The sequence below is a fragment of the Actinopolymorpha sp. B9G3 genome (assembly GCF_040120725.1).
In the GTDB taxonomy this organism is placed as follows: domain Bacteria; phylum Actinomycetota; class Actinomycetes; order Propionibacteriales; family Actinopolymorphaceae; genus Thermasporomyces.
Window position 1 is genome coordinate 210,152 of record NZ_JBEEAB010000003.1, and the last position, 20,537, is coordinate 230,688.

At 68.7% G+C, this 20,537-nt stretch carries 19 protein-coding genes; 12 read left to right on the forward strand and 7 right to left on the reverse strand.

Annotated elements, in window-relative coordinates; genetic code table 11:
* The first annotated feature begins 135 nt into the window (after nucleotides 1-135).
* The 7 genes from ABNF93_RS07200 to ABNF93_RS07230 all read left to right on the forward strand — a co-directional run bounded on the left by ABNF93_RS07200 (nucleotide 136) and on the right by ABNF93_RS07230 (nucleotide 8,841).
* Complete coding sequence (locus ABNF93_RS07200; RefSeq protein ID WP_349326910.1) at nucleotides 136-1,386, forward strand: amidohydrolase; 1,251 nt, start codon at nucleotides 136-138, stop codon at nucleotides 1,384-1,386.
* Nucleotides 1,387-1,614: 228 nt separating this feature from the next.
* Complete coding sequence (locus ABNF93_RS07205; RefSeq protein WP_349326911.1) at nucleotides 1,615-2,745, forward strand: BMP family lipoprotein; 1,131 nt, start codon at nucleotides 1,615-1,617, stop codon at nucleotides 2,743-2,745.
* Nucleotides 2,746-2,826: 81 nt separating this feature from the next.
* Complete coding sequence (locus ABNF93_RS07210; RefSeq protein WP_349326912.1) at nucleotides 2,827-4,389, forward strand: ABC transporter ATP-binding protein; 1,563 nt, start codon at nucleotides 2,827-2,829, stop codon at nucleotides 4,387-4,389.
* Nucleotides 4,386-5,522, forward strand: a complete 1,137-nt coding sequence (locus ABNF93_RS07215; RefSeq protein WP_349326914.1) for an ABC transporter permease — start codon at nucleotides 4,386-4,388, stop codon at nucleotides 5,520-5,522. Before ABNF93_RS07210 ends, ABNF93_RS07215 begins: the two co-directional genes overlap by 4 nt.
* An 85-nt stretch (nucleotides 5,523-5,607) precedes the next feature.
* Nucleotides 5,608-6,903, forward strand: coding sequence for an ABC transporter permease (locus ABNF93_RS07220; RefSeq protein ID WP_349326915.1), 1,296 nt, complete (start codon nucleotides 5,608-5,610; stop codon nucleotides 6,901-6,903).
* 104 nt (nucleotides 6,904-7,007) lie between these two features.
* Nucleotides 7,008-7,406 carry a cytidine deaminase gene (locus tag ABNF93_RS07225; RefSeq protein ID WP_349327328.1) on the forward strand — a complete coding sequence of 133 codons (399 nt, stop codon included), beginning with the start codon at nucleotides 7,008-7,010 and terminating at the stop codon, nucleotides 7,404-7,406.
* 130 nt (nucleotides 7,407-7,536) lie between these two features.
* Nucleotides 7,537-8,841, forward strand: a complete 1,305-nt coding sequence (locus tag ABNF93_RS07230; protein WP_349326916.1) for a thymidine phosphorylase — start codon at nucleotides 7,537-7,539, stop codon at nucleotides 8,839-8,841.
* Between the two features lie 122 nt (nucleotides 8,842-8,963).
* Here the strand turns inward: ABNF93_RS07230 and ABNF93_RS07235 are convergent, their stop codons facing one another.
* Nucleotides 8,964-9,893: a hypothetical protein gene (locus ABNF93_RS07235; RefSeq protein WP_349326917.1), complete on the reverse strand. Its 930-nt coding sequence runs from the start codon at nucleotides 9,891-9,893 to the stop codon at nucleotides 8,964-8,966.
* Between the two features lie 492 nt (nucleotides 9,894-10,385).
* Here ABNF93_RS07235 and ABNF93_RS07240 point away from each other — a divergent pair, with 492 nt between their 5' ends.
* Both ABNF93_RS07240 and ABNF93_RS07245 read left to right on the forward strand, forming a co-directional pair.
* The gene (locus ABNF93_RS07240) at nucleotides 10,386-11,507 is read left to right on the forward strand and encodes an adenosine deaminase (RefSeq protein WP_349326918.1); all 1,122 of its coding nucleotides are present in this window, start codon (nucleotides 10,386-10,388) and stop codon (nucleotides 11,505-11,507) included.
* Nucleotides 11,508-11,590: 83 nt separating this feature from the next.
* Nucleotides 11,591-11,941: a hypothetical protein gene (locus ABNF93_RS07245; protein ID WP_349326919.1), complete on the forward strand. Its 351-nt coding sequence runs from the start codon at nucleotides 11,591-11,593 to the stop codon at nucleotides 11,939-11,941.
* A gap of 47 nt (nucleotides 11,942-11,988) precedes the next feature.
* Here the strand turns inward: ABNF93_RS07245 and ABNF93_RS07250 are convergent, their stop codons facing one another.
* Nucleotides 11,989-12,174 carry a PspC domain-containing protein gene (locus ABNF93_RS07250; RefSeq protein WP_349326920.1) on the reverse strand — a complete coding sequence of 62 codons (186 nt, stop codon included), beginning with the start codon at nucleotides 12,172-12,174 and terminating at the stop codon, nucleotides 11,989-11,991.
* A 145-nt stretch (nucleotides 12,175-12,319) separates the two neighbouring features.
* Entirely contained in the window at nucleotides 12,320-13,054 is a 735-nt protein-coding gene (locus ABNF93_RS07255) for an SDR family NAD(P)-dependent oxidoreductase (protein WP_349326922.1), read from the reverse strand.
* A gap of 61 nt (nucleotides 13,055-13,115) precedes the next feature.
* On the opposite strand from ABNF93_RS07255, the gene ABNF93_RS07260 reads away from it, so the two are divergent.
* The gene (locus tag ABNF93_RS07260) at nucleotides 13,116-13,799 is read left to right on the forward strand and encodes a MarR family winged helix-turn-helix transcriptional regulator (protein ID WP_349326923.1); all 684 of its coding nucleotides are present in this window, start codon (nucleotides 13,116-13,118) and stop codon (nucleotides 13,797-13,799) included.
* On the opposite strand, the gene ABNF93_RS07265 is transcribed toward ABNF93_RS07260, so the two are convergent.
* The 4 genes from ABNF93_RS07265 to deoC form a co-directional block, all read right to left on the reverse strand.
* The gene (locus tag ABNF93_RS07265) at nucleotides 13,771-15,018 is read right to left on the reverse strand and encodes a SatS C-terminal domain-containing protein (protein ID WP_349326925.1); all 1,248 of its coding nucleotides are present in this window, start codon (nucleotides 15,016-15,018) and stop codon (nucleotides 13,771-13,773) included. The genes ABNF93_RS07260 and ABNF93_RS07265 overlap by 29 nt on opposite strands.
* A 17-nt stretch (nucleotides 15,019-15,035) precedes the next feature.
* On the reverse strand, nucleotides 15,036-15,980 hold the full coding sequence (locus ABNF93_RS07270; RefSeq protein WP_349326926.1) for an aldehyde dehydrogenase family protein: 945 nt from the start codon (nucleotides 15,978-15,980) through the stop codon (nucleotides 15,036-15,038).
* Nucleotides 15,973-17,409, reverse strand: a complete 1,437-nt coding sequence (locus ABNF93_RS07275) for an aldehyde dehydrogenase family protein (protein ID WP_349326927.1) — start codon at nucleotides 17,407-17,409, stop codon at nucleotides 15,973-15,975. Before ABNF93_RS07275 ends, ABNF93_RS07270 begins: the two co-directional genes overlap by 8 nt.
* Nucleotides 17,410-17,767: 358 nt before the next feature.
* Nucleotides 17,768-18,721, reverse strand: coding sequence for a deoxyribose-phosphate aldolase (gene deoC, locus ABNF93_RS07280; protein WP_349327329.1), 954 nt, complete (start codon nucleotides 18,719-18,721; stop codon nucleotides 17,768-17,770).
* Nucleotides 18,722-19,007: 286 nt separating this feature from the next.
* Between deoC and ABNF93_RS07285 the strand changes: the two genes are divergently transcribed.
* Nucleotides 19,008-19,883 (forward strand): hypothetical protein, encoded by an 876-nt coding sequence (locus ABNF93_RS07285; protein WP_349326928.1) that lies wholly within the window; start codon nucleotides 19,008-19,010, stop codon nucleotides 19,881-19,883.
* Nucleotides 19,870-20,535, forward strand: coding sequence for a class F sortase (locus tag ABNF93_RS07290; RefSeq protein WP_349326929.1), 666 nt, complete (start codon nucleotides 19,870-19,872; stop codon nucleotides 20,533-20,535). Before ABNF93_RS07285 ends, ABNF93_RS07290 begins: the two co-directional genes overlap by 14 nt.
* Nucleotides 20,536-20,537 lie beyond the last annotated feature (2 nt).

The following is a 20,537-nucleotide window of genomic DNA, read 5'->3' on the forward strand; positions in this document are numbered from 1 at the left end:
CTATATGTCGCGAGGATCTTCATGATCACGATCATGATCACGGGAAAGGGGCGTGGCGACAGTGACATGTGCGGGATGCTTGAAGGGGCCTACGCAGCGTGAAACGGGGGTGGCGTGCGTCACAAAAAGGATGGGGTGGACAATCGAAAGGTGCCCCTCGAGGAGGAAATCGCCGCCGAAGTCGACCGGCTCGCCAAGACCTACGCCGACGAGCTGATCCTGTTCCGGCGCGATCTGCATGCCCATCCGGAGCCGAGTCGCGAGGAGTTTCGCACCACGACGGTACTCGTCGATCGGCTCGCCAGCGCGGGTCTCTCACCCACCCGGCTCCCCATCGGCACCGGCCTGTTCTGCGACATCGGTAAGCCCCCACCTGGCCTGGGCAGGATCGCCCTCCGCTCCGACCTCGACGCGCTCCGGGTCGCCGACGAGAAGACCGTGCCGTACCGCTCGACGAGGGCCGGTGTCTGCCACGCCTGCGGCCACGACGTCCACACCACGATCGTGCTGGGCGCCGGTCTCGTCCTCGCCGAGCTCGCACAGGCCGGGATGCTCCATCACGGCGTACGCCTGCTCTTCCAGCCCGCCGAGGAGATCATTCCCGGCGGGGCACTCGACGTCATCGCGGCCGGCGGCCTGGACGGAGTCGACCAGATCTTTGCCGTGCACTGCGATCCGCGCCTCGATGTCGGCAAGGTCGGGTTGCGCACCGGCTCGCTGACCTCGGCCGCCGACCGTGTACACGTACGCCTGACCGGCCCCGGCGGGCACACCGCACGGCCGCATCTCACCGCCGATCTCGTGCATGCGCTCGCCACCCTGGTGAGCCAGATGCCCGCTGCCCTGTCCCGTCGGGTGGATCCAAGGGCGGGCCTGACCCTTGTCTGGGGTCGCGTCCACGCCGGCGCGGCCGCCAACGCCATCCCGATGGAGGGCGAGGCAGAGGGGACCCTCCGTTGCCTCGACGCCAAGGTGTGGGCCTCCGCGGCCGAACTCGTCCCCGCTCTCGCGCGGGAGATCGTCGCTCCGTTCGGCGTCAGTGTCCAGGCCGAGGTGCACCGTGGCGTACCTCCGGTCGTCAACGACCCGCTCTCGGTCGCCATCCTTCAGGACGCGGCCGAGTCGACGCTCGGCCGCAGTGCGATCGCGCCGACGGACCAGAGCCTCGGTGGCGAGGACTACGCCTGGTACCTCACGAAGATCGCGGGCGCGATGGCGCGGCTCGGCGTCCGCGCTCCGGGCAGCGACGGGCAGTTCGACCTCCACCAGGGGACCTTCGACGTGGACGAGCACGCCATCGCCGTCGGCGTGCGTCTCCTCGTGGCGACGGCACTGCTCGCCGCGACGGACGGCCTCGACGCGCCCGTCCGTCCCGAGCTTCTCTGAGGTCGCCAGCCGCGCGCACTGCGACGGGCAGCGGATGGTGACTCCGGCGCCCTTTTTCTACGCCAAATGTCACGGGAAGGTTTCACGTGGCATCAACCGCCCCGGCGGGTCTTCCGTGGACGCCCACGCGGCCTATAGTCACCGAAGCGCAGTGCCCGAGTGCCGTCGAGAGCGGCACGCGACGTGGCAGGGCATCCACCCGAATGGTCAGGCGAGAAGGGGTGTCTCTTGACGAAGTACCTCAGGGGTCTTGCTGTCTTAGGCGTTCTGGCGCTTGTCGTCACCGCCTGTGGGAGCAGGCCAACCGAGAGCAACGAAGCGGAGGGCTCGGGCGGCGAGAAACCGGCCGCGGACGCCAAGGACTTCCGCGCCTGCATGGTTTCGGACTCCGGCGGGTTCGACGACAAGTCCTTCAACCAGACGTCCTACAAGGGATTGCAGGACGCGGTGAGCGAGTACGGCATCGCAGAGTCGACAGCGGAGTCCGACTCTGACGGCGACTACCCGGAGAACATCTCCGGCATGGTCAATGCCAAGTGCAACGCGATCATCACCGTCGGCTTCAAGCTTGGCAACCAGACCGCGATCGCCGCGGCGGAGAACCCCGACGTGAAGTTCGGCATCGTCGACTTCGACATCAACGCCGTCGACCTCGAGGAGGTCAAGCTCGACAAGGCGCCCACCAACGTCAAGTCGCTGCTCTTCGACACGGCACAGTCGAGCTTCCTCGCCGGCTATCTCGCGGCCGGGATGTCGCAGACCGGCAAGGTCGGCACGTTCGGCGGACTGCCGATTCCGACGGTCACCATCTTCATGGACGGTTTCTCCGAGGGCGTGGCGTACTACAACGAGCAGAAGGGCAAGGACGTCCAACTGCTCGGCTGGAACGACAAGACCCAGAAGGGCCTTTTCACCAACGACTTCGAGAACAAGGGGATGGGCCGGAACACCGCCACGAACCTGATCAGCCAGGGCGCCGACATCATCTTCCCGGTGGCCGGTCCGGCTGGACTCGGCGGTCTGCAGGCCGCGAAGGCCTCCGGCGGCAAGGTCAACGCGATCTGGGTCGACACCGACGGCTGCAAGAGCGCGGCCGAGTACTGCAGTGTGCTCCTCACCAGCGTCTACAAGGGCATGGACGTCGCGGTCAAGAACGTCATCACGACGACGTACGAAGACAAGTTCGACAACACGCCCTACGTCGGAACCCTGGAGAACAAGGGCACCGGACTGTCGCCGTACCACGAGTGGGACAGCAAGATCCCCGCCGAGCTCAAGGCCGAGATCGAGGAGATCGAGCAGCAGATCATCGACGGGACGATCCCCATCGAGTCCAAGGCGGTCCCGCAGACGCAGTAACGGCCACGGGACAGCGGTTCCCCGCAGATCCCACGGTATTTCGCGGTACGACACACGACGGCGAAGGAGCGGGAACGTGCCATGAAGCTCGAGCTGCGCGGGCTGACCAAACGTTTCGGCTCCCTCGTCGCGTGTGACCACATCGACCTCACCGTCGAGCCGGGCGAGATCCATTGCCTGCTTGGCGAAAACGGTGCCGGCAAGAGCACGCTGGTCAACATGCTCTACGGCCTGCTGCAACCCGACGAGGGAAGCATCGTCCTCGACGGTGAACCGCTCGTCTGCACGTCGCCGCGCGAGGCGATCGCCGCGGGCATCGGTATGGTGCACCAGCACTTCATGCTCGTTCCGGTCTTCACCGTCGCCGAGAACATCATGCTCGGCCGCGAACCCACTCGCGGGCTCGGCATGCTGGATCCGGCCGCTGCCAGCGAGCAGGTCCGCAATCTCTCGCAGCGGTACGGGCTCGAGGTCGATCCCCAGGCGAAGGTCGAGGACATCCCGGTCGGGGTGCAGCAACGTGTCGAGATCCTCAAAGCCCTTGCCAACAACGCCAAAGTCCTCATCCTCGACGAGCCGACCGCAGTGCTCACCCCTCGCGAGATCGACGAACTCATCGAGGTGATGCGGGCGCTGAAGCAAGGCGGCACCTCCATCGTCTTCATCACCCACAAGCTCAAGGAAGTCAGGGCGATCGCTGACCGGATCACCGTGATCCGGCGCGGCAGGGTCGTCGAGACGGTCGACACCGACGCGACCGAGAGCGAGCTCGCCGAGCTGATGGTCGGTCGCCCGGTGCAACTCACCGTTGACAAGGCGGACGCGACGCCGGCAGGTCCCAAGCTGCGCGTCGAGAACCTCCAGGTCGTCGACGCGCAGGCCTGCCTTGCCGTGGACGACGTGTCGTTCGAGGTCAACGGAGGCGAGATCCTCGGTATCGCAGGCGTCCAGGGCAACGGCCAGACCGAACTCGTCGAGGCGCTGGTCGGCCTGACGAGCATCGCCGGTGGTGCGATCGAGCTGGCCGGTCGCGAGCTCACCGCTGCCAGCCCGGGCGAACGCCTGGAGGCGGGCATCGGCTACATCCCCGAGGACCGGGCCCATGACGGATTCGTCGGTACGTTCTCGGTGGCGGAGAACCTCGTCCTCGACCTGTTCCGGCGAGCTCCGTTCGCCAAGCAGGGCAGGCTTTCGCTCGCCGAGGTCCGCGCGAATGCCGTCCTCCGCATCGAGGAGTTCGACGTACGCACCGAATCCGCGGAGACCGCGGTGAGCGCGCTCTCCGGTGGAAACCAGCAGAAGGTCGTCCTCGCCCGGGCGCTGTCCCGGCCACTGGAGCTCCTGATCGCCGCGCAGCCGACGAGGGGCCTCGACGTCGGTTCCATCGAGTTCGTCCACCAACGGATCGTGCGCGAACGCGACCAGGGGACGGCCGTCCTCATCGTGTCGACCGAGTTGGAGGAGATCGTCGCCCTCGCCGACCGGGTCGCGGTGATGTACCGCGGCCGGATCGTCGGCATCGTCGGTTCCGACACTCCCTGGGACCAGCTGGGGCTGATGATGGCGGGCGTACCACCGGAGGCGGCGGCCACCGAGGCGGAGGAGCACCCGACCGTGCTCGGCTCACTGGAGGACGCGTCATGAGGCCGGCAGCGCTGCCGCTACGTGAGGTGGCCGTGAGCGTGGCAGCCGTCGTGCTGGCCCTGCTCGCCGGCGCGGTTCTCGTCATCGTCAGCAACGCGGAGGTACTGGCGACGTGGGGATACTTCCTCGCGTACCCACCGGACGCCCTCGCCGCGTCGTGGACCGCCGTCGCCGACGCCTACTCCGCGCTGTTCTTCGGTGCGGTCGGCGGATGGCGGCCGCTCACCGAGACGCTCGTGCAGGCGACGCCGCTGATCTGTGCCGGTCTCGGCGTCTCGCTCGCGTTCAGGGCAGGGCTGTTCAACATCGGGGCTCAGGGACAGCTCATCGCCGGTGCGCTGTGCGCGGGGTGGGTGGGCTTCGCGGTGGACCTTCCGGTGGTGCTGCACCTGTGCGTAGCGGTGATCGCCGGCATCGCGGGCGGTGCGCTGTGGGGCGGTGTGGTCGGCCTGCTCAAGGCGCGTACCGGCGCCCACGAAGTCATCCTCACGATCATGCTCAACTACGTCGCGCTCTATCTCCTGCAATGGTTGCTGACGACCGACGCCCTGCAGCGACCTGGGCGCAACGACCCGATCAGTCCGGTCGTCGCCACGACGGCGCAGTTCCCGCACTGGGCGGGCACCCGGTTGCATCTGGGCTTCGTCGTCGCCCTCGCCGCGGCCGCTGTGGTGTGGTGGCTGCTCGCCCGGTCGACGACCGGCTTCGAGCTCCGTGCCGTCGGCGCCAACCCGGACGCCGCCCGCACGGCCGGCATGAGCGTCGGCCGCGCCTACACCGTCGCGATGCTCGTGGCCGGCGCGCTGGCGGGGCTTGCGGGTGCCCAGCAGGTGCTCGGCACCGACTACCCCCTGACGGACGGGATCGCAGGATCGATCGGCTTCGACTCCATCACCGTGGCGCTGCTCGGCCGGGCCTCACCGGCCGGCACGGTCGTCGCCGGCCTCGTCTTCGGTGCGTTGAACGCGGGCGGTTTGCAGATGCAGCTGCAGACCCAGACACCACTGACCCTCACGACGGTGCTCCAGGCCACCATCGTGTTGTTCATCGCGGCACCCGCCCTCGTCAGGGCCGTGTTCCGGATCCGCGCCCGGGGCACCGGCACCGTTCTCGCGAAGGGGTGGACCGCATGAGCGCGAGGAGCCCCCACGGAGGTATGCAGAGGTACGAGGTGTGCCGGAGTGAGGCACCGCAGCGGTCATGCAAAAGGAGAACCGCATGAGCCAGGCCGCACCCACCACCACGATGGCGCCGCCGCCCACTCCCGCCATGGCCATCGAGTCGCCGGACGAGCGCCGGCAACGGATCCGTACCGGCATCCTGATGCTGGTGCTCGCGGCCGTCGGCGCCGTCCTCGCGGTCTCCACCTCGCCGGCGACGGTGACGTTCACGTTGTCGAGCCAGTTCTCCGAGCGGCCGCTGCCCAACCTCGGGCTCCCCGCGTTGCCTGTCGCGGTGACACTCGCGGCCTACGCCGTGGTGGTCGCGCTCGTTCATCTCGTTCGCGGCCTTCCCCGGCGCTGGGCAAGCCTGCTGTGGGCCGGGTTCGGCCTCGCGTTCGTGGTGACGTTCCTGTGCTGGGCCGCCGCCGGCAAGACGTTCCCGCTGACCAACCAGCTCCAGGGCACGCTGAACGTCGCGACCCCGCTGATTCTGGGCGCGCTGGCCGGCGTGCTGTGCGAGCGGGCCGGTGTCATCAACGTCGCGATCGAGGGACAGTTCCTGGCGGGTGCGTTCGCGGCTGCGGTGCTTGCCACCGTGACCGGGAGCCTGCTGGCCGGGGTCGCTGCGGCTGTGGTGGCGGGGGTGCTGATCGCGGCGATGCTCGCGGTGTTCGCGATCCGCTACCGCGTCAACCAGGTGGTGCTCGGCGTCGTTCTCGTGGTGTTCGCCTCCGGCATCACCGGGTTCCTGTTCGACCAGGTAGCCGAGGGCAACGGCGACCGGTTCAACAACCCGGGCGTCCTGCCGGCCGTCCGCATCCCGCTGCTGGCCAACATCCCCGTCATCGGCGACACGTTCTTCCACCAGACGCTGCTGGTGTACGCGATGTACGCCGCGGTGGCGATCGTGACCTTCGTCCTCTTCAAGACCCGTTGGGGCTTGCGGGTCCGCGCGGTCGGCGAACATCCGCGCGCGGCGGACACCGTGGGCATCAACGTCCTGCGGGTGCGTTACCAGGCCGTCCTCGCGGGCGGGATCGCGGCCGGACTGGGTGGTGCGTTCTTCACCGTCGGGTTCACCGGCAGCTTCGACAAGGACCTCACGGCCGGACAGGGCTTCATCGCCCTGGCGGCTCTCATCATGGGCCGCTGGCATCCTCTCGGCGCGACGGTCGCCGCGCTGTTCTTCGGGTTCACCCAGCAGCTGCAGAACCAGCTGCAGATCATCGAGACCCCGATCCCGGGGGAGCTGCTGATCATGGCGCCGTACCTCGCGACCATCATCGCGGTAGCCGGCCTCGTCGGGCGGGTACGCGCACCAAAGGCCGACGGTGAGCCGTACGTGAAATGATCACGTACGTGATCATTCCCCAACGATACGCGGTAAATCTGCCGTGCCTCGTTGGGAATTGGCGTGCATCGTGACGAGAAGGCAGGCGGACGAACGACGTGGATGTGGACGTGGACTGGGCGGCGCTGCGCTCGGCGGCGCGGGACGCGATGGCCCGAGCCTATGCGCCGTACTCCCGCTTTCCCGTCGGGGCGGCCGCGCTCACCGACAGCGGCCGGATCGTGGTCGGCTGCAACGTCGAGAACGCCTCCTACGGCATGACCCTGTGCGCCGAGTGCGGACTGGTCTCGACGTTGCATGCGACGGGTGGTGGCCGGCTGGTGGCGTTCACCTGTTGCGACGGGGACGGTGGCCTCCTGATGCCGTGCGGTCGCTGCCGGCAGCTGTTGTGGGAGCACGGCGGACCCGAACTGCAGGTCGACTCAGCGAACGGCGTAAGACCGCTGCGCGAGCTGCTTCCCGAAGCCTTCGGCCCGGACGATCTGAGGTCGGACCGAGGGTGAGTCCGACGGGGGTGAGTCCGACGAAATGTGCCCCGACCATCCGAGCCGGCTGCGCCCGGACGATTCGACCCGGCTGAGCGCCCCGACCATCCGAGCCGGCTGCGCCCGGACGATCTGATAGGAAGCTCCCGTGGGTGAGCAGGTCCGGCCAGAGTTGTTCGACGCCGTCGAGGTGATCCGCCGCAAACGCGATGGCGGCACCCTCACCGACGCCCAGATCGACTGGGTGGTCGACGCCTACACCCGTGGTGTCGTTGCCGACGAGCAGATGGCCGCGCTGGCGATGGCGATCCTCCTCCGTGGCATGACCGCGGCCGAGACCGCCCGCTGGACCCACGCCATGATCGCGTCCGGCGAGCGCCTCGACTTCGCCGGCATCGGACGCCCCACGGTCGACAAACACTCGACGGGCGGCGTCGGCGACAAGATCACCTTGCCGCTCGCACCGGTCGTCGCGGCGTGCGGCGCGGCCGTACCGCAACTGTCGGGCCGCGGCCTCGGCCACACCGGCGGCACCCTCGACAAGCTGGAGTCGATCCCGGGTTGGCGGGCGTCCCTGTCCTACGGCGACATCGTCCGGCAGCTCACCGACGTCGGCGCGGTCATCTGCGCGCCCACCGACACCCTCGCGCCGGCAGACCGCAAGCTCTACGCCCTGCGCGACGTGACTGGAACCGTCGAGTCGATTCCGCTGATCGCCAGTTCGATCATGAGCAAGAAGATCGCCGAGGGGACGTCGGCGTTGGTGCTCGACGTCAAGGTCGGCTCCGGTGCGTTCATGAAGAACGTCGACGATGCGCGCGCGCTCGCCACGACCATGGTCGAGCTGGGTATCGCCGCCGGGGTGCGGACGACGGCCCTCCTCACGTCGATGGACACGCCGCTGGGGCTCGCCGTGGGCAACGCGCTGGAGGTCCGCGAGGCTGTGGAGGTGCTCGGAGGCGGCGGCCCTCCCGACGTCATCGAGCTCACTGTCACGCTGGCGCGGGAGATGCTGGCCGCATGCGATGTGTCCGGGGGCGTGGATCCGGCCAAAGTCCTCGAGGACGGTACGGCGATGGATGTCTGGCGGCAGATGATCCAGGCCCAGGGCGGCGATCCGGCAGCGGCCCTGCCCAGGGCGCCGGAGACTCACGTGCTCTACGCACCGGCCGAGGGTGTGCTGGTCCAGCTCGACGCCTACGCGGTGGGTGTCGCGGCATGGCGACTGGGGGCGGGCCGCTCCCGCAAGGAGGCTCCCGTGTCAGCCTCGGCGGGGGTGGAACTGCATGTGAAACCTGGTGCGTACGTCCGCGCCGGCCAGCCACTGCTCACGCTGCACGCCGAGGATCCGGCGCATTTCGACCGCGCCGTCGCCGCGTTGGACGGCGGGATCGTGGTCGCGCCGGACGGCGCTCGGCCGCACCAGTCACTCGTGCTCGACCGGCTCGGTTGACCCGCGTCGGCTGAGGCGCGTCGGTTGAGGCGCGTCGGTTGAGGTCATCGGTTGAGCTATCGGGTGCGGACCCCTGGTGACCGGGCGTCGGGTAGGGCCTTATGCCGTGATCATGACCGTGATCATGAAGGCTGCGTGGAGCTATGGCCCGGGGAATCCTCATGACCACCGACGGGAACAGGTAGCGTCCACGCGCCCGAGGTGGTCCGGGATGCGTCTGGCGAGCGGCCAGCCACGGGCAGGGCGGAGCTGGCCACGCCACCTGCCTGGGCGGGACCGAAGCCCTCGAGATCGGGACCGAAGCCCTCGAGATCGGGGCCGGGGAGGTCGAGGGCGCCGAGGTCCGGCGCGCCGGGGTCCGGGACGGCGCCGTCCGGGGCGCCGAGATCCCGCGCATGGAGGTCCGGCACATGGAGGTCCCGCGCATGGAGGTCCGGCATATGGAGGTCGGGTGCATGGAGAGGGATAGCAGTCCGCGCGTGCGGCAGTCGCAACCGACGTCGCGGCGTGTGACGGGCCCAGAGTTGGTCGATCGGGGCTGAGAGGGCGACCAGCGTGAGCGTGACGAACACCACGATCCCGAACGACGTCACCGGGTGCTGTCCGCCAGCCATCCACCACGGGGTGGCCGCGTTGGCGGCGAACAGCCCGCCGACGACCACCAGGCCGGCCCGGACGTAGGACTGCCATCGGACCGTCGTCCCGCCCGCCTCGGCCGAGCCGGCCGCGGGCAACTCCGTCGCGCCAGCTGGTGCCGACGGGCGCAGTCGGGCGTACGCCAGGATCCCTGCGTACCCCACTCCCAGCGCCACGGCGCCAACCGCGGGCAGCCGGTGCGTCGGAACGCCGAGCAGGCCAAGACCCACGAGCAGCTCGGCCCATCCCGCGATCCGAATCGCCGTCGTCGCGGGCCCTTCGCCCATCAGGGGCGGCAACAAGGCGTGGGCAGCGGTCTGCTGGCTCGCCGAGCGGTCGAGCAGTGTCGTCGCGCCGATCCAGGTGAGGAGTACGCCGAGGACGAGCGGCGTCAGGTCTCGAACAAGAGCTAGCATCCAACCCCCAATCACCGTGCCGGCCTTGAAGGTGAGCGAAAGTAACTTACCTGTCAAGGTGCTGTGCCGACATTGACCTACCCGTTGTGGTCAGGGTCTGCCGTCACCCGCCCAGGCCGCGCCGCCGACGCCGTAGCAGTTACCCCCCGAGCCGGCGTACGTTCCATGATCATGAAGGAATAGCGGCACCTGGACCCCCACCACCCTCATGATCACCGGGTGGGGGCAGCCCGCGCCCTGTCTCACACGGTTGCCGACGCCCAGCGGGCGGCGCAAGCCAACGTTTGGGGGAGTACTCCACGAGCACGCTGCCAGCCTGGCCAGGTGGCAGCGAATCCGGCGCCCGAGGACGCTGCCACGCTCAACCGGATCGTGCGCGGTCTCCGCGGTTCCCTCACCTGACCGCGCGGTCCGGGGACGCACGCCCCCACGTGCCCAGGCGCCGCCCGAAAGCTGGCCGCGACCGGACGTGAGACGGCGTATCGTCACGCTATGAAGGTCACCGCCCACGAGATCGCCCGGGCCCCGAAAGTTCTGCTCCATGATCACCTCGACGGTGGGCTGCGTCCGCAGACGGTCCTCGAGCTGGCGGCGGAAGTGGGCCACGAGCTGCCCGCGCCAACGGCGCCCGACCTGGGGCAGTGGTTCCGCGAGTCCGCGGACTCCGGGTCGCTCGAGCGTTACCTCGACACGTTCGTCCACACGGTGGGCGTCCTCCAGACTCCGGAGGCGCTGGCCCGGGTCGCCGCGGAAGCTGCCTTCGACCTGGCGCAGGACGGTGTGGTCTACGCGGAGGTCCGGTACGCCCCTGAACAACACCTGCAGGCTGGGCTCAGCCTGCCGGCGGTGGTCGAGGCCGTACGCGACGGCTTCGCCGAGGGTGAGAAGCGGGCAGCGGTCGCCGGTCGGCCCATCGTCGTACGCCAGATCCTGACCGCTCTGCGGCATGCGGCCCGGTCGCGGGAGATCGCCGAGCTGGTCGTGCACTACCGCGACCAGGGCGTGGTCGGGTTCGACATCGCGGGAGCTGAGGCGGGCTACCCGCCGACCCGGCACCTCGACGCGTTCGAGTACCTCCAGCGTGAGAACGCCCACTTCACCATCCACGCCGGCGAAGGGTTCGGCCTTCCTTCCATCTGGCAGGCGATCCAGTGGTGCGGCGCCGACCGGCTCGGTCACGGCGTACGCATCGTCGACGACATCGAGGTCAGCGCCGACGGGACCGCGCGTCTCGGCCGGCTCGCTGCGTACGTCCGCGACAAGCGGATCCCCCTCGAGCTCTGCCCCACGTCCAACATCCAGACCGGTGCGGCACCTTCGCTCGCGCAGCATCCGTTCGGCCTGTTGACCCGGCTGCGGTTCCGGGTGACGGTCAACACCGACAACCGGCTGATGAGCGGTACGTCGATGGGGCAGGAGTTCGCCGCCCTCGCCGAGGCGTTCGACTACGACCTGAACGACTTCGCGTGGTTCACCGTCAACGCGATGAAGAGCGCGTTCCTGCCGTTCGACCAGCGGCTCGCGCTGATCAACGACGTCATCAAGCCGGGGTATGCCGGGCTCGCTGCCGAGCGGGCGTTCGCCCAGATGCAGCGGCCGGTCGACGAACGCTGAACGAATTCCCGGGCCTTCGCGGGAGCCAAAGCCCGCCGGATGGCGCATCCTGGAAGCACATAAGCGCGTGCAGAGGATGGGGCATGGCGGGCGGACGGGTGTTGGACTGGCTGGGGCAGGCGCTACGCAAGGGCATGGGCCCGACCCCCGACTGGAATGCGGCCACGGCCGGCATGCAACCAGCACAACGCCCGATCGAACGCCTGGCCGCCGATCTGCATCGGCTCGGCGCGGAAATCATGCGCCTGCACGCCGACCGGCGGGTGTCCGCCCGGGCGTTCCACCTGCACGTCACCGAGCTCGCCTATGACGACACGCTGCTGCTTGCCTGCCGCGCCCTCGAGGTCGAGACACGGGGCGCGCGGAGCCCGTTGTCAGGCGTACGCCGGATGGAGCTCGAGATCGAACTCGCCCGCCGGGGCCTGCGCTGGTAGGGCGCCCATCCATGCGGCCCCTGTTGTTCCGATGAGGGGACCCCACCTCAGGTGTCGTCCCGCGGGATGAGGATCCACAGCACGATGTAGAGGATCACCTGCGGGCCGGGTAGGAGGCAGGACAGGATGAACGCCAGCCGCACGAACCAGCGCGGCAGGCCGAACCGGTCGGCGAGCCCGGCGCAGACGCCAGCGAAGACCTTTCCCCTGCGCGGGCGGACCAGGCGGGCCATGCGGAAGTCCTTTCCTCGACTGTGCTTACACCGGTAAGACGAGCCGCCCGCACGGAGTGTTTCCTGCGTACGCCGAAATCGGGGACAGGCGAGGGTTCTCCCCGACCTACGCCGGCCTGATGCGCGATCCCGATGTCCAGGCCGGCTACCGCGTGGTGAAGGCACCACCGTTGACGTGAATCGTCTGGCCGGTGATGTGCCTCGCACCGGGCGATGCGAGGAAGTAGGCGGTTTCGGCGATGTCGTCCGGAGTGCCCGGCCGTTTGTCGTGAGTCTCCTGCACGAGAGTTCGGTGGCGTTCGTCGGTCATCTTGCCTCGGAAGAAGTTGGTGCCCTCGATGTATCCGGCGGAGATGACATTGCTGGTGACACCGCGCGGGCCGACCTGGGCGGAGAGAGACGCGTTCCAGGCTGCGAGGGCGGCCTTGGACGCGCCGTACGCACCCCCGCGACGCTCGGCCCCGATCGAACCGATGCTCAGGATCGAGCCGCCCCGGTCGAGCTTCTCCTGGACCGAGGCGGTGGTGAGGACCGCGCTGAGCAGGTTCTGGGCAAGACTCGACTGCCACTCGGCGGCCAGGGTGTCCAGCGGGTCCGGGGCGGTCGAGCCGGGGCCGGTGGGGTCCACCTCGGCCAGGCCGCCGGCGGCATTGACGAGGACGTCGAGCCGTTCGCCGAGTTGCGAACTCAGGGACGACACCTGGTCGGGCCGGGTGGCGTCGCAGACGACGCCGTGGACCTCGAGTGCTTTCGCGGCCGCCTCCACCGTGTCGGTGTGGCGCCCGGTGATGAAGACCTCGGCGTCGTCAGAGGCGAACCGAGCGGCGACGGCGCGCCCGATGCCGCTGGTACCGCCGGTGACGAGAACGATGCGGGTCAAGGCTCCTCCTGCCTCCTGATACGTTTAGGTCTAAACATAGCGGAGACGAGGAGGACGCGCCGTGGCCGACCACCCCGCCCCGGGGGATGCAGGTTCGCCCGTGGAGAGTCCCGGCTCGCCCGCCGATGCTGCCGGCTTGCCCGCCCATGCTGCCGGCTCGCCCGCCGATGCTGGCTCACCGCTAGGAGCCGTTTCGCCGTATCCGGCCGCGGAGATCGCCGCAGCCTGGCAACGCGAACGCCCGGGCACCCCGACAGACTCCATCGAGATCGTGACGCCCCTCTGGCGCCTGGCGAAGCTCTTCGCGGACGACCGCAACCGGGTGCTACGGAAGGCGGGAATCGACGCGGCGACGCTGGACCTGCTGTCCGTGATCCGCCGCGCGGGTCCGCCGTACGCCCTCACCACCCGACAGATCGCGGAGCGGACGCTGGTTACGGCCGGCGCGATCTCTCAACGCGTAGGGCGGGCCGAACGCGATCGACTCGTCCGGCGCGCCCCGGCACCAACCGGCCGCCGTACCGTCCTCGTGTCGTTGACGGCCGACGGGCACGCCCTCATCGAACGTTCGGTCGACGCGGTACTCGCACGCGAAGCCTCGCTCGTCAGCTGCCTGTCCGCGAAAGAGCGCGACACACTCATCGCCCTGCTCGCGAAACTCACGGCCGACGTCAGGTCGCGCACCCTCGACGTCAGCTCCCCTGGTCCACTCGACGTCAGCTCTGCTGGTCCAGATGCGCCGTGAGGACGGGGAGCACGGCCTGCCACCCGGCTGCCGCCGCTTTCACGTCGGCCGTGGCCAGCGCCTGGGCGGCACCCGGTCGGTCCTGGGCCAGGTCGACGGCACAGGAGATCACGAACCTGCCGGCCGGCGACTCGGGGCTGAGCAGTTCCGCGAGGTCGGTCCAGCCGCCCCAGTCGGCCAGTCGCGACAGCTCGGTCCAGGCGCTCACCAGCTTGTCGGCGGCCTCGTGGTCCATCTCCTCGGTGAGGGAGTCGGCGACGAGCACGAGGTCGAAGATGGAGTCGTCGTGCGGGGTGAGGCTGACGTCCGGACGGTCAAGGACGCTCAGCAGGTTGAGCGCCACCTCACCGCCGCGTCCGTCGCTCAGGCCGGCGACCGGACCGGACGTGAGGTCGGTACGCATCCGGTCGAGGTCGGTCCAGACCGTCAACCGGGGGATGCCTGCGTCGTCGGGCGTACCCGCATAGTGCGGGATGCCATCATGCAGGCTCGTGCTGCGTACGGCGTAGAACCCCTCCTCGGCAAGGCCGAACCACAACGTCATCGCGTCGGTGGCGTCCTCGAGCGGTACCGAGCCGTCGCCCTCCTCGCTGACCGCGGCACTACCGGCAGCGCCGCCCAGCAACGGTGAGCTACTGACCGGCGACTCCGGAAGGTCCGGGACGACGATTCGGCGGGAGACCTCGGCGAGACACCACGACCAGTTGGCGTCGAGGATCTCGACAACGTGCTTGCGGTGGTGCGCCGCGCGGAAGATCGACAGCACCTCATCGCCGGAGGCGAGCTTGCTGATGTCCTCGTCGTCGTGCAGCGCCTGCGCGTGCGGGTCGTCGACGTCCATGTAGTCGAGCAGGTCGAGCATCAGCGCGAGCGTCGACCCCAGGGAGGCCTGCTCGTCGGCGTCGAGTTCGCCGTCGGCGATCTCCGGCAGGTTGATGAGGTCGTACGAACACAGCTTGCGGGCGTACTCCTCCGCCGGCCAGATCCGCAGCGGCCGCAGGTGCTGGCTCGGCGACAGGTCGGTCGGGGTGCTGGAGTCTACGAAACTGACGAGGTCGTCGAGGGTACGGAAGCCGTAGACCTGGCCCTTCGTGCCGAGGAAGCCGGCGGAGCCGTCGTCGGCGGTGTACCACCCCGGCTGGTACAACGTGAATCGCTTGCCGCCGGTGATGGTCAGCTCGAGCGGCACGATCGGATCGTTCAGGAATTCTGTCGTCACAGCGTTACATCCCGGTCTTATCTGCCGATGGGGTGCCAGACGGTCTTGGTCTCGAGGTAGGCCGTCATCCGATCGAGGCCCGGCTCGGCGTACCAGTCCGGACGTTCGTGGTCGAGCGGCGGCCGCGTCACGCGCTTGAGGTTATCGGCAGCCGCCCCCTCGAGTTCAGCCGCCACCTCCGGATCGTCGACTCCGGTGAGATCGATGCCGTTCACGTCCATGTGGCTGGCGAGCCACGGAGCGACCTCGGCGACCCGCCCGGTGAGGAGGTTGACGACCCCGCCGGGCAGGTCGCTCGTCGCCAGCACCTCGGCCAGGGTGACCGCCGGGAGGGGGGTGCGTTCGGCGGCGAGGACGACACAGGTGTTGCCGGTGACAATCACCGGTGCGACGACGCTGACCAGGCCGAGCAGGCTGGAGTCCTGTGGGGCGACGACGGCCACCACCCCGGTGGGTTCGGGGAGGGAGAAGTCGAAGTACGGCCCGGCGACCGGGTTCGCCCCGCCGACGACCTGGGCGATCTTGTCCGACCATCCGGCGTAGGACACCCAGCGGTCGATGCTCTCGTCCACCTGCGCGATGGCGCGCTCGGTGTCGAGTCCCTCACCGGCGGCAATTTCGGCGACGAACTGCTGGCGCCTACCGTCCAGCATCTCGGCGATCCGGTAGAGGATCTGGCCGCGGTTGTAGGCGGTCGCCCCCGACCAGCCGCCGAACGCCTTCCGCGCTGCCACCACGGCGTCGCGGGCGTCCTTGCGCGATGCGAGCGCGGCGTTGGCGACGAACCGGCCGCCGGCGTCGTGGACCGGATAGCTACGGCCCGACTCGCTGCGCGGGAAGGCGCCGCCGACGAAGAGCTTGTACGTCTTGCGCACGTCCAGTCGTTCCGCGGTCCGGACGGTTTCGGTCGTCCGGGGTGTCTCGGTCGGCTGCCGCTTTTCTGGTGTCTGGTCTTCAGGCATCGAGGTAGGCCTCCAGGCCGTGCCGGCCGCCTTCGCGTCCATAGCCGGATTCCTTGTAACCGCCGAACGGCGACGAGGGATCGAACCGGTTGAACGTGTTCGCCCACACCACCCCGGCCCGGAGCTTGTCGGCCATCCAGAGAATGCGCGAACCCTTTTCGGTCCAGACGCCGGCGGACAGCCCGTACGGCGTGTTGTTGGCCTTCTCGACCGCCTCTTCCGGCGTACGGAAGGTGAGAATGGAAAGCACCGGCCCGAAGATTTCCTCGCGCGCGATCCGGTGTGCCTGGGTCACTCCGGTGAAAATGGTCGGCGCGAACCAGTAGCCACGATCGGGTAGTGCGCAGGGTGCTGACCAGCGTTCGGCTCCTTCGGATTCGCCGACGTCGCTGAGCATCCTTATCTTCTCCAGTTGCTGGGGAGAATTGATCGCGCCGACGTCGGTGTTCTTGTCGAGCGGATCACCGACGCGCAGTGTGCCCATCCGCCGTTTGAGCCTGGCGAGCACGTCGTCGTAGACGCTCTCCTGCACGAGGAGGCGGGAGCCGGCGCAACACACGTGGCCCTGGTTGAAGAAGATGCCGTTGACGATGCCTTCGACGGCCTGGTCGAGTGCTGCGTCGTCGAAGACAATGTTGGCGGCCTTTCCGCCGAGTTCGAGGGTGAGGCGTTTCCGGGTGCCGGCGAGAGCGCGGGCAATGGCCTTTCCCACCTCGGTCGATCCGGTGAAGGCTATTTTGTCGATCCCGTGATGAGTGGTGAGTGCCTGCCCGGTTTCGCCCGCACCGGTCACGATGTTGACCACACCGGGCGGCAGGTCGGCTTGCTGGCAGATCTCGGCGAACATCAACGCGGTAAGTGGTGTCGTCTCGGCCGGCTTCAGTACGACGGTGTTGCCGCACGCCAGGGCTGGCGCGATTTTCCAGGCCAGCATGAGGAGGGGAAAATTCCACGGGATGACCTGGCCGGCGACGCCGATCGGCAACGGATTCGGGCCGACGCCCGCGTACGCGAGTTTGTCCGCCCACCCGGCGTAGTAGAAGAAGTGCGCGGCAACCAGGGGGATGTCGACGTCGCGGGACTCGCGGATCGGTTTGCCGTTGTCGAGCGACTCGAGCACGGCGAGTTCGCGGGCCCGTTCCTGGATCAGACGCGCGATCCTGAAGAGGTACTTGCCGCGGTCGCGGCCGGACATCGTGGACCAGGTACCGGAGTAGGCGGTGCGCGCGGCAGCGACCGCGCGGTCGACGTCGCGCGGCCCGGCCCCCGTCACCTCAGCCAGCACTTCCGCGGTCGCCGGGCTCACGGTCTTGAACGGACCGCCGTCGACCGGCTCGACGAAGTCACCGCCGATGAACAGTCCGTACGACGAGGCGATGTCGACGATCGCCCGCGACTCCGGTGCTGGGGCGTAGTCGAACCTGGGCATGGCAGGCGCCCCCTTTACAACCAACCCGATGTCCGGCGTGGTGCAGCATGTCGGCTCGAGGGTGATCCCGCGGTGAACGGGAACGGACCCGTGTCTACCACCCTAAGCCCGGCGGTACGACCGGTGAGGGTGCGGCGCCGGACCGCGCCGCGGGGCCGCCTCGCGGACGTCGACCTTGGCGGCGTTCGACCATGATCATGCGGGAGAAACGGGGCGGGTTCAGGGTGGGAAACGCCCAGTTTCTCCCGCATGATCATGGCGGGGCGGCCTGTCTTCGGGCTGCTTCCGGTGGACGTGCCACTGGTCGCCGGCCCCGCGAAGCAGTCCAGGACCGCGACCGCAGCCGCGACGTTCCTGGTCAGTCGAGGGTGAAGTAGTCAGGACCTGCGTACCGGCCCGTCCGCATCTTGGTTCGCTGCATCAGCAGGTCGTTGAGCAGGCTGGACGCCCCGATCCGGAAGCCAGCGGGATCGAGCCAGTCCTCGCCGGCGGTCTCGTTCACGAGGACGAGGTAGCGAATCGCGTCCTTGGCCGTACGAATGCCGCCCGCCGCCTTCACCCCCACCAGCCGGCCGGTGGCGTCGCGGAAGTCGCGCACCGCCTCCAGCATCACCAGCGTGACCGGCAGGGTCGCGGCCGGCGACACCTTGCCCGTACTGGTTTTGATGACGTCGGCCCCGGCCAGCATGGCGAGCCAGCTCGCGCGGCGTACGTTGTCGTAGGTCGCCAGCTCGCCGGTCTCCAGGATCACCTTGAGATGCGCCTCGCCGCAGGCCGCTTTGACGGCGACGATCTCGTCGTACACCGCGGCGAACCGGCCGGCGAGGAACGCTCCACGGTCGATCACCATGTCGATCTCGTCGGCGCCGGCCGCTACCGCGTCAGCCGTCTCGCGCACCTTGACGTCGAGGCTGGACCGCCCCGACGGGAACGCCGTGGCGACGCTCGCCACCTTGACGGTGCTGCCGGCGAGGGCGGCCTTCACGGTGGGTACGAGGTCGGGGTAGATGCACACGGCGGCGACGGGTGGGCAGGTCGGGTCGGCCGGGTCCGGACGCTGGGCCTTCGCGCAGAGCGCCCGCACCTTGCCGGGCGTGTCCTGGCCCTCCAGCGTGGTGAGGTCGATCATCGTCACGGCCAGGTCGAGGGCGTACTCCTTCGCCGACGTCTTGATCGACCGGGTGGCCAGCGTGGCCGCCCGCGCCTCCGCGCCCACCTGGTCGACGCCTGGCAAGCCCGCCAGAAACGCGCGCAGACTCGCATCGGAACCGGTGATCGCCGAGATCCGTTCCGGCGACAGCGCGGCGGTCATGGTCACCCGCCAGAGTCTATGTCGCGTACAGGTTCCGACTCAGTGCTCCGCGTCCGCCGCGGTCGACCTGATCGGCGCTCAACGTGTCGGGAACCGGACAGTCCGTGAGCGTGAGACACGCTCGGACTGGCCGAAAGTGGCCACAGCCGAGCAAGCGCGGATTCTCTGCAACCGGGTGCCGAGCAGGCGTGTATAAAGATCCGTCACGCACGTGGCGCCTGGCGCCGGCGGCTGGACGTTTCTCACGGGGGTTCACGGATCATCTCAGTTTCCTCGAAAGGGAACCATGAACGCCCGTCCTCCTGTTCAGCGTCGCCTCTCTGGCGCCGCACGCAGCATCGGCACGCTGATGCTCGGCCTCCTCCTCGCCGTCATCGGCGCACTCCTCCTCGTCCAGCCCGCGGCAGCCGACCACCAGCCGGCGGGCGCCAATGGCTCGGTCAAGATCGACGGCACTCCGGTCGATGCGGATCCGTCCAACGAACCGCACGTGGTCTGTGGCTTCGACCTGCAGTTCTTCGGGTTCGATCCTGAACCCGGCACCAACACGGCCGACGTGACCTTCAACGTATGGTCCCCGACCAATCCCACGCCTCCGGTGGTGGTGCCACTTGCGGACAAGGGGCGCTCGTCGTTCGACTTCGTGGGTGGAAACGATCCGAGCAACGTCCTCAACCACAGCGAGTCCTACGAACTCGACCTCACCGGTCTCGAGGTGAACACCAAGGGCCAGGTGCACATCAAGGTCGACGTCACCGTGACCGACGCGGGCGGCAAGGTGGCGTTCCACAAGTACAAGGTGTTCTGGGTGCAGGCGTGCGGCACGGAGCCGACGCCGGAGCCGACCGACACGCCCACCCCGGAGCCAACGGTGACCGACACACCGAGCCCGGAGCCGACGGTGACAGAGACGCCGGAGCCGACCGACAGTCCTGAGCCGACACCTTCGGACAGCCCGGCACCGACAAGCACACCCGTGCCGGGCCCGGGTCCGACCGCGTTCGAGGGTGGTTTCGGCGGTAGTGGTGACGGCCCGGCAGGGGGTCTCGGTTCGGTTGCCCTTCTCGGTTGGGTTGTCCTGTTCACCGGCCTGGCGGTGATGGCGCTCGGCGGATTCCGGCTCCTCAAGCCGGCGCACCAGGGTGGACATGGCGCCGCCTAAGGCAGCGCGTTGGCTGTTCCTCGCCGTCGGCATCGTGCTGGCGGTGACGGGATGCTTCCTCGCGAGTGGGTCCCTGCCCGGGACCCACTCCGGGGAAGACCCGAACTCCGGGGGCAATGCCAGGTCAGGGGCCGCGGAGGCTGAAGGCCAGGCCACGGTGCATCGAGATCGAGCTGAGGCAGGTGTCCCGTCCCGGATCGAGATTCCCCGGCTGCACGTCAGTGCTCCGGTCCAGGGCATCAGCATGAGTAATGACCCGGCGAGCAAGAAGTACCGCACTCTTGTCCCGCCCAGTGATCCCGCCACCGTCGGCTGGTGGCAGGACGGTCCGATACCTGGTGCAGGCGTGGGCAGTTCGCTGATCGTGGGTCACACCCTGAAGCGACGAGGTGTCGAAGGCGTGGGTGGCGGAGCCCTCGGATATGCCGCCCGGTTGCGGCAAGGCGACGACGTCGACGTCTACACCAACCGCGGTGTGGTCAGGTACGAGGTCACCAGGGTGGTCCCGGACAAGGCGTTCGAGCAGGTGGCCGAGGAGGCGAAGACGATCGACGACCGGCATTTCCCGGGCGGGAGGCTGGTCCTCATCACCTGCTGGTACGACGGCTCACGCTTCACCGGGAACACGTTCGTCTTCGCCCAACCGGTCTGAGG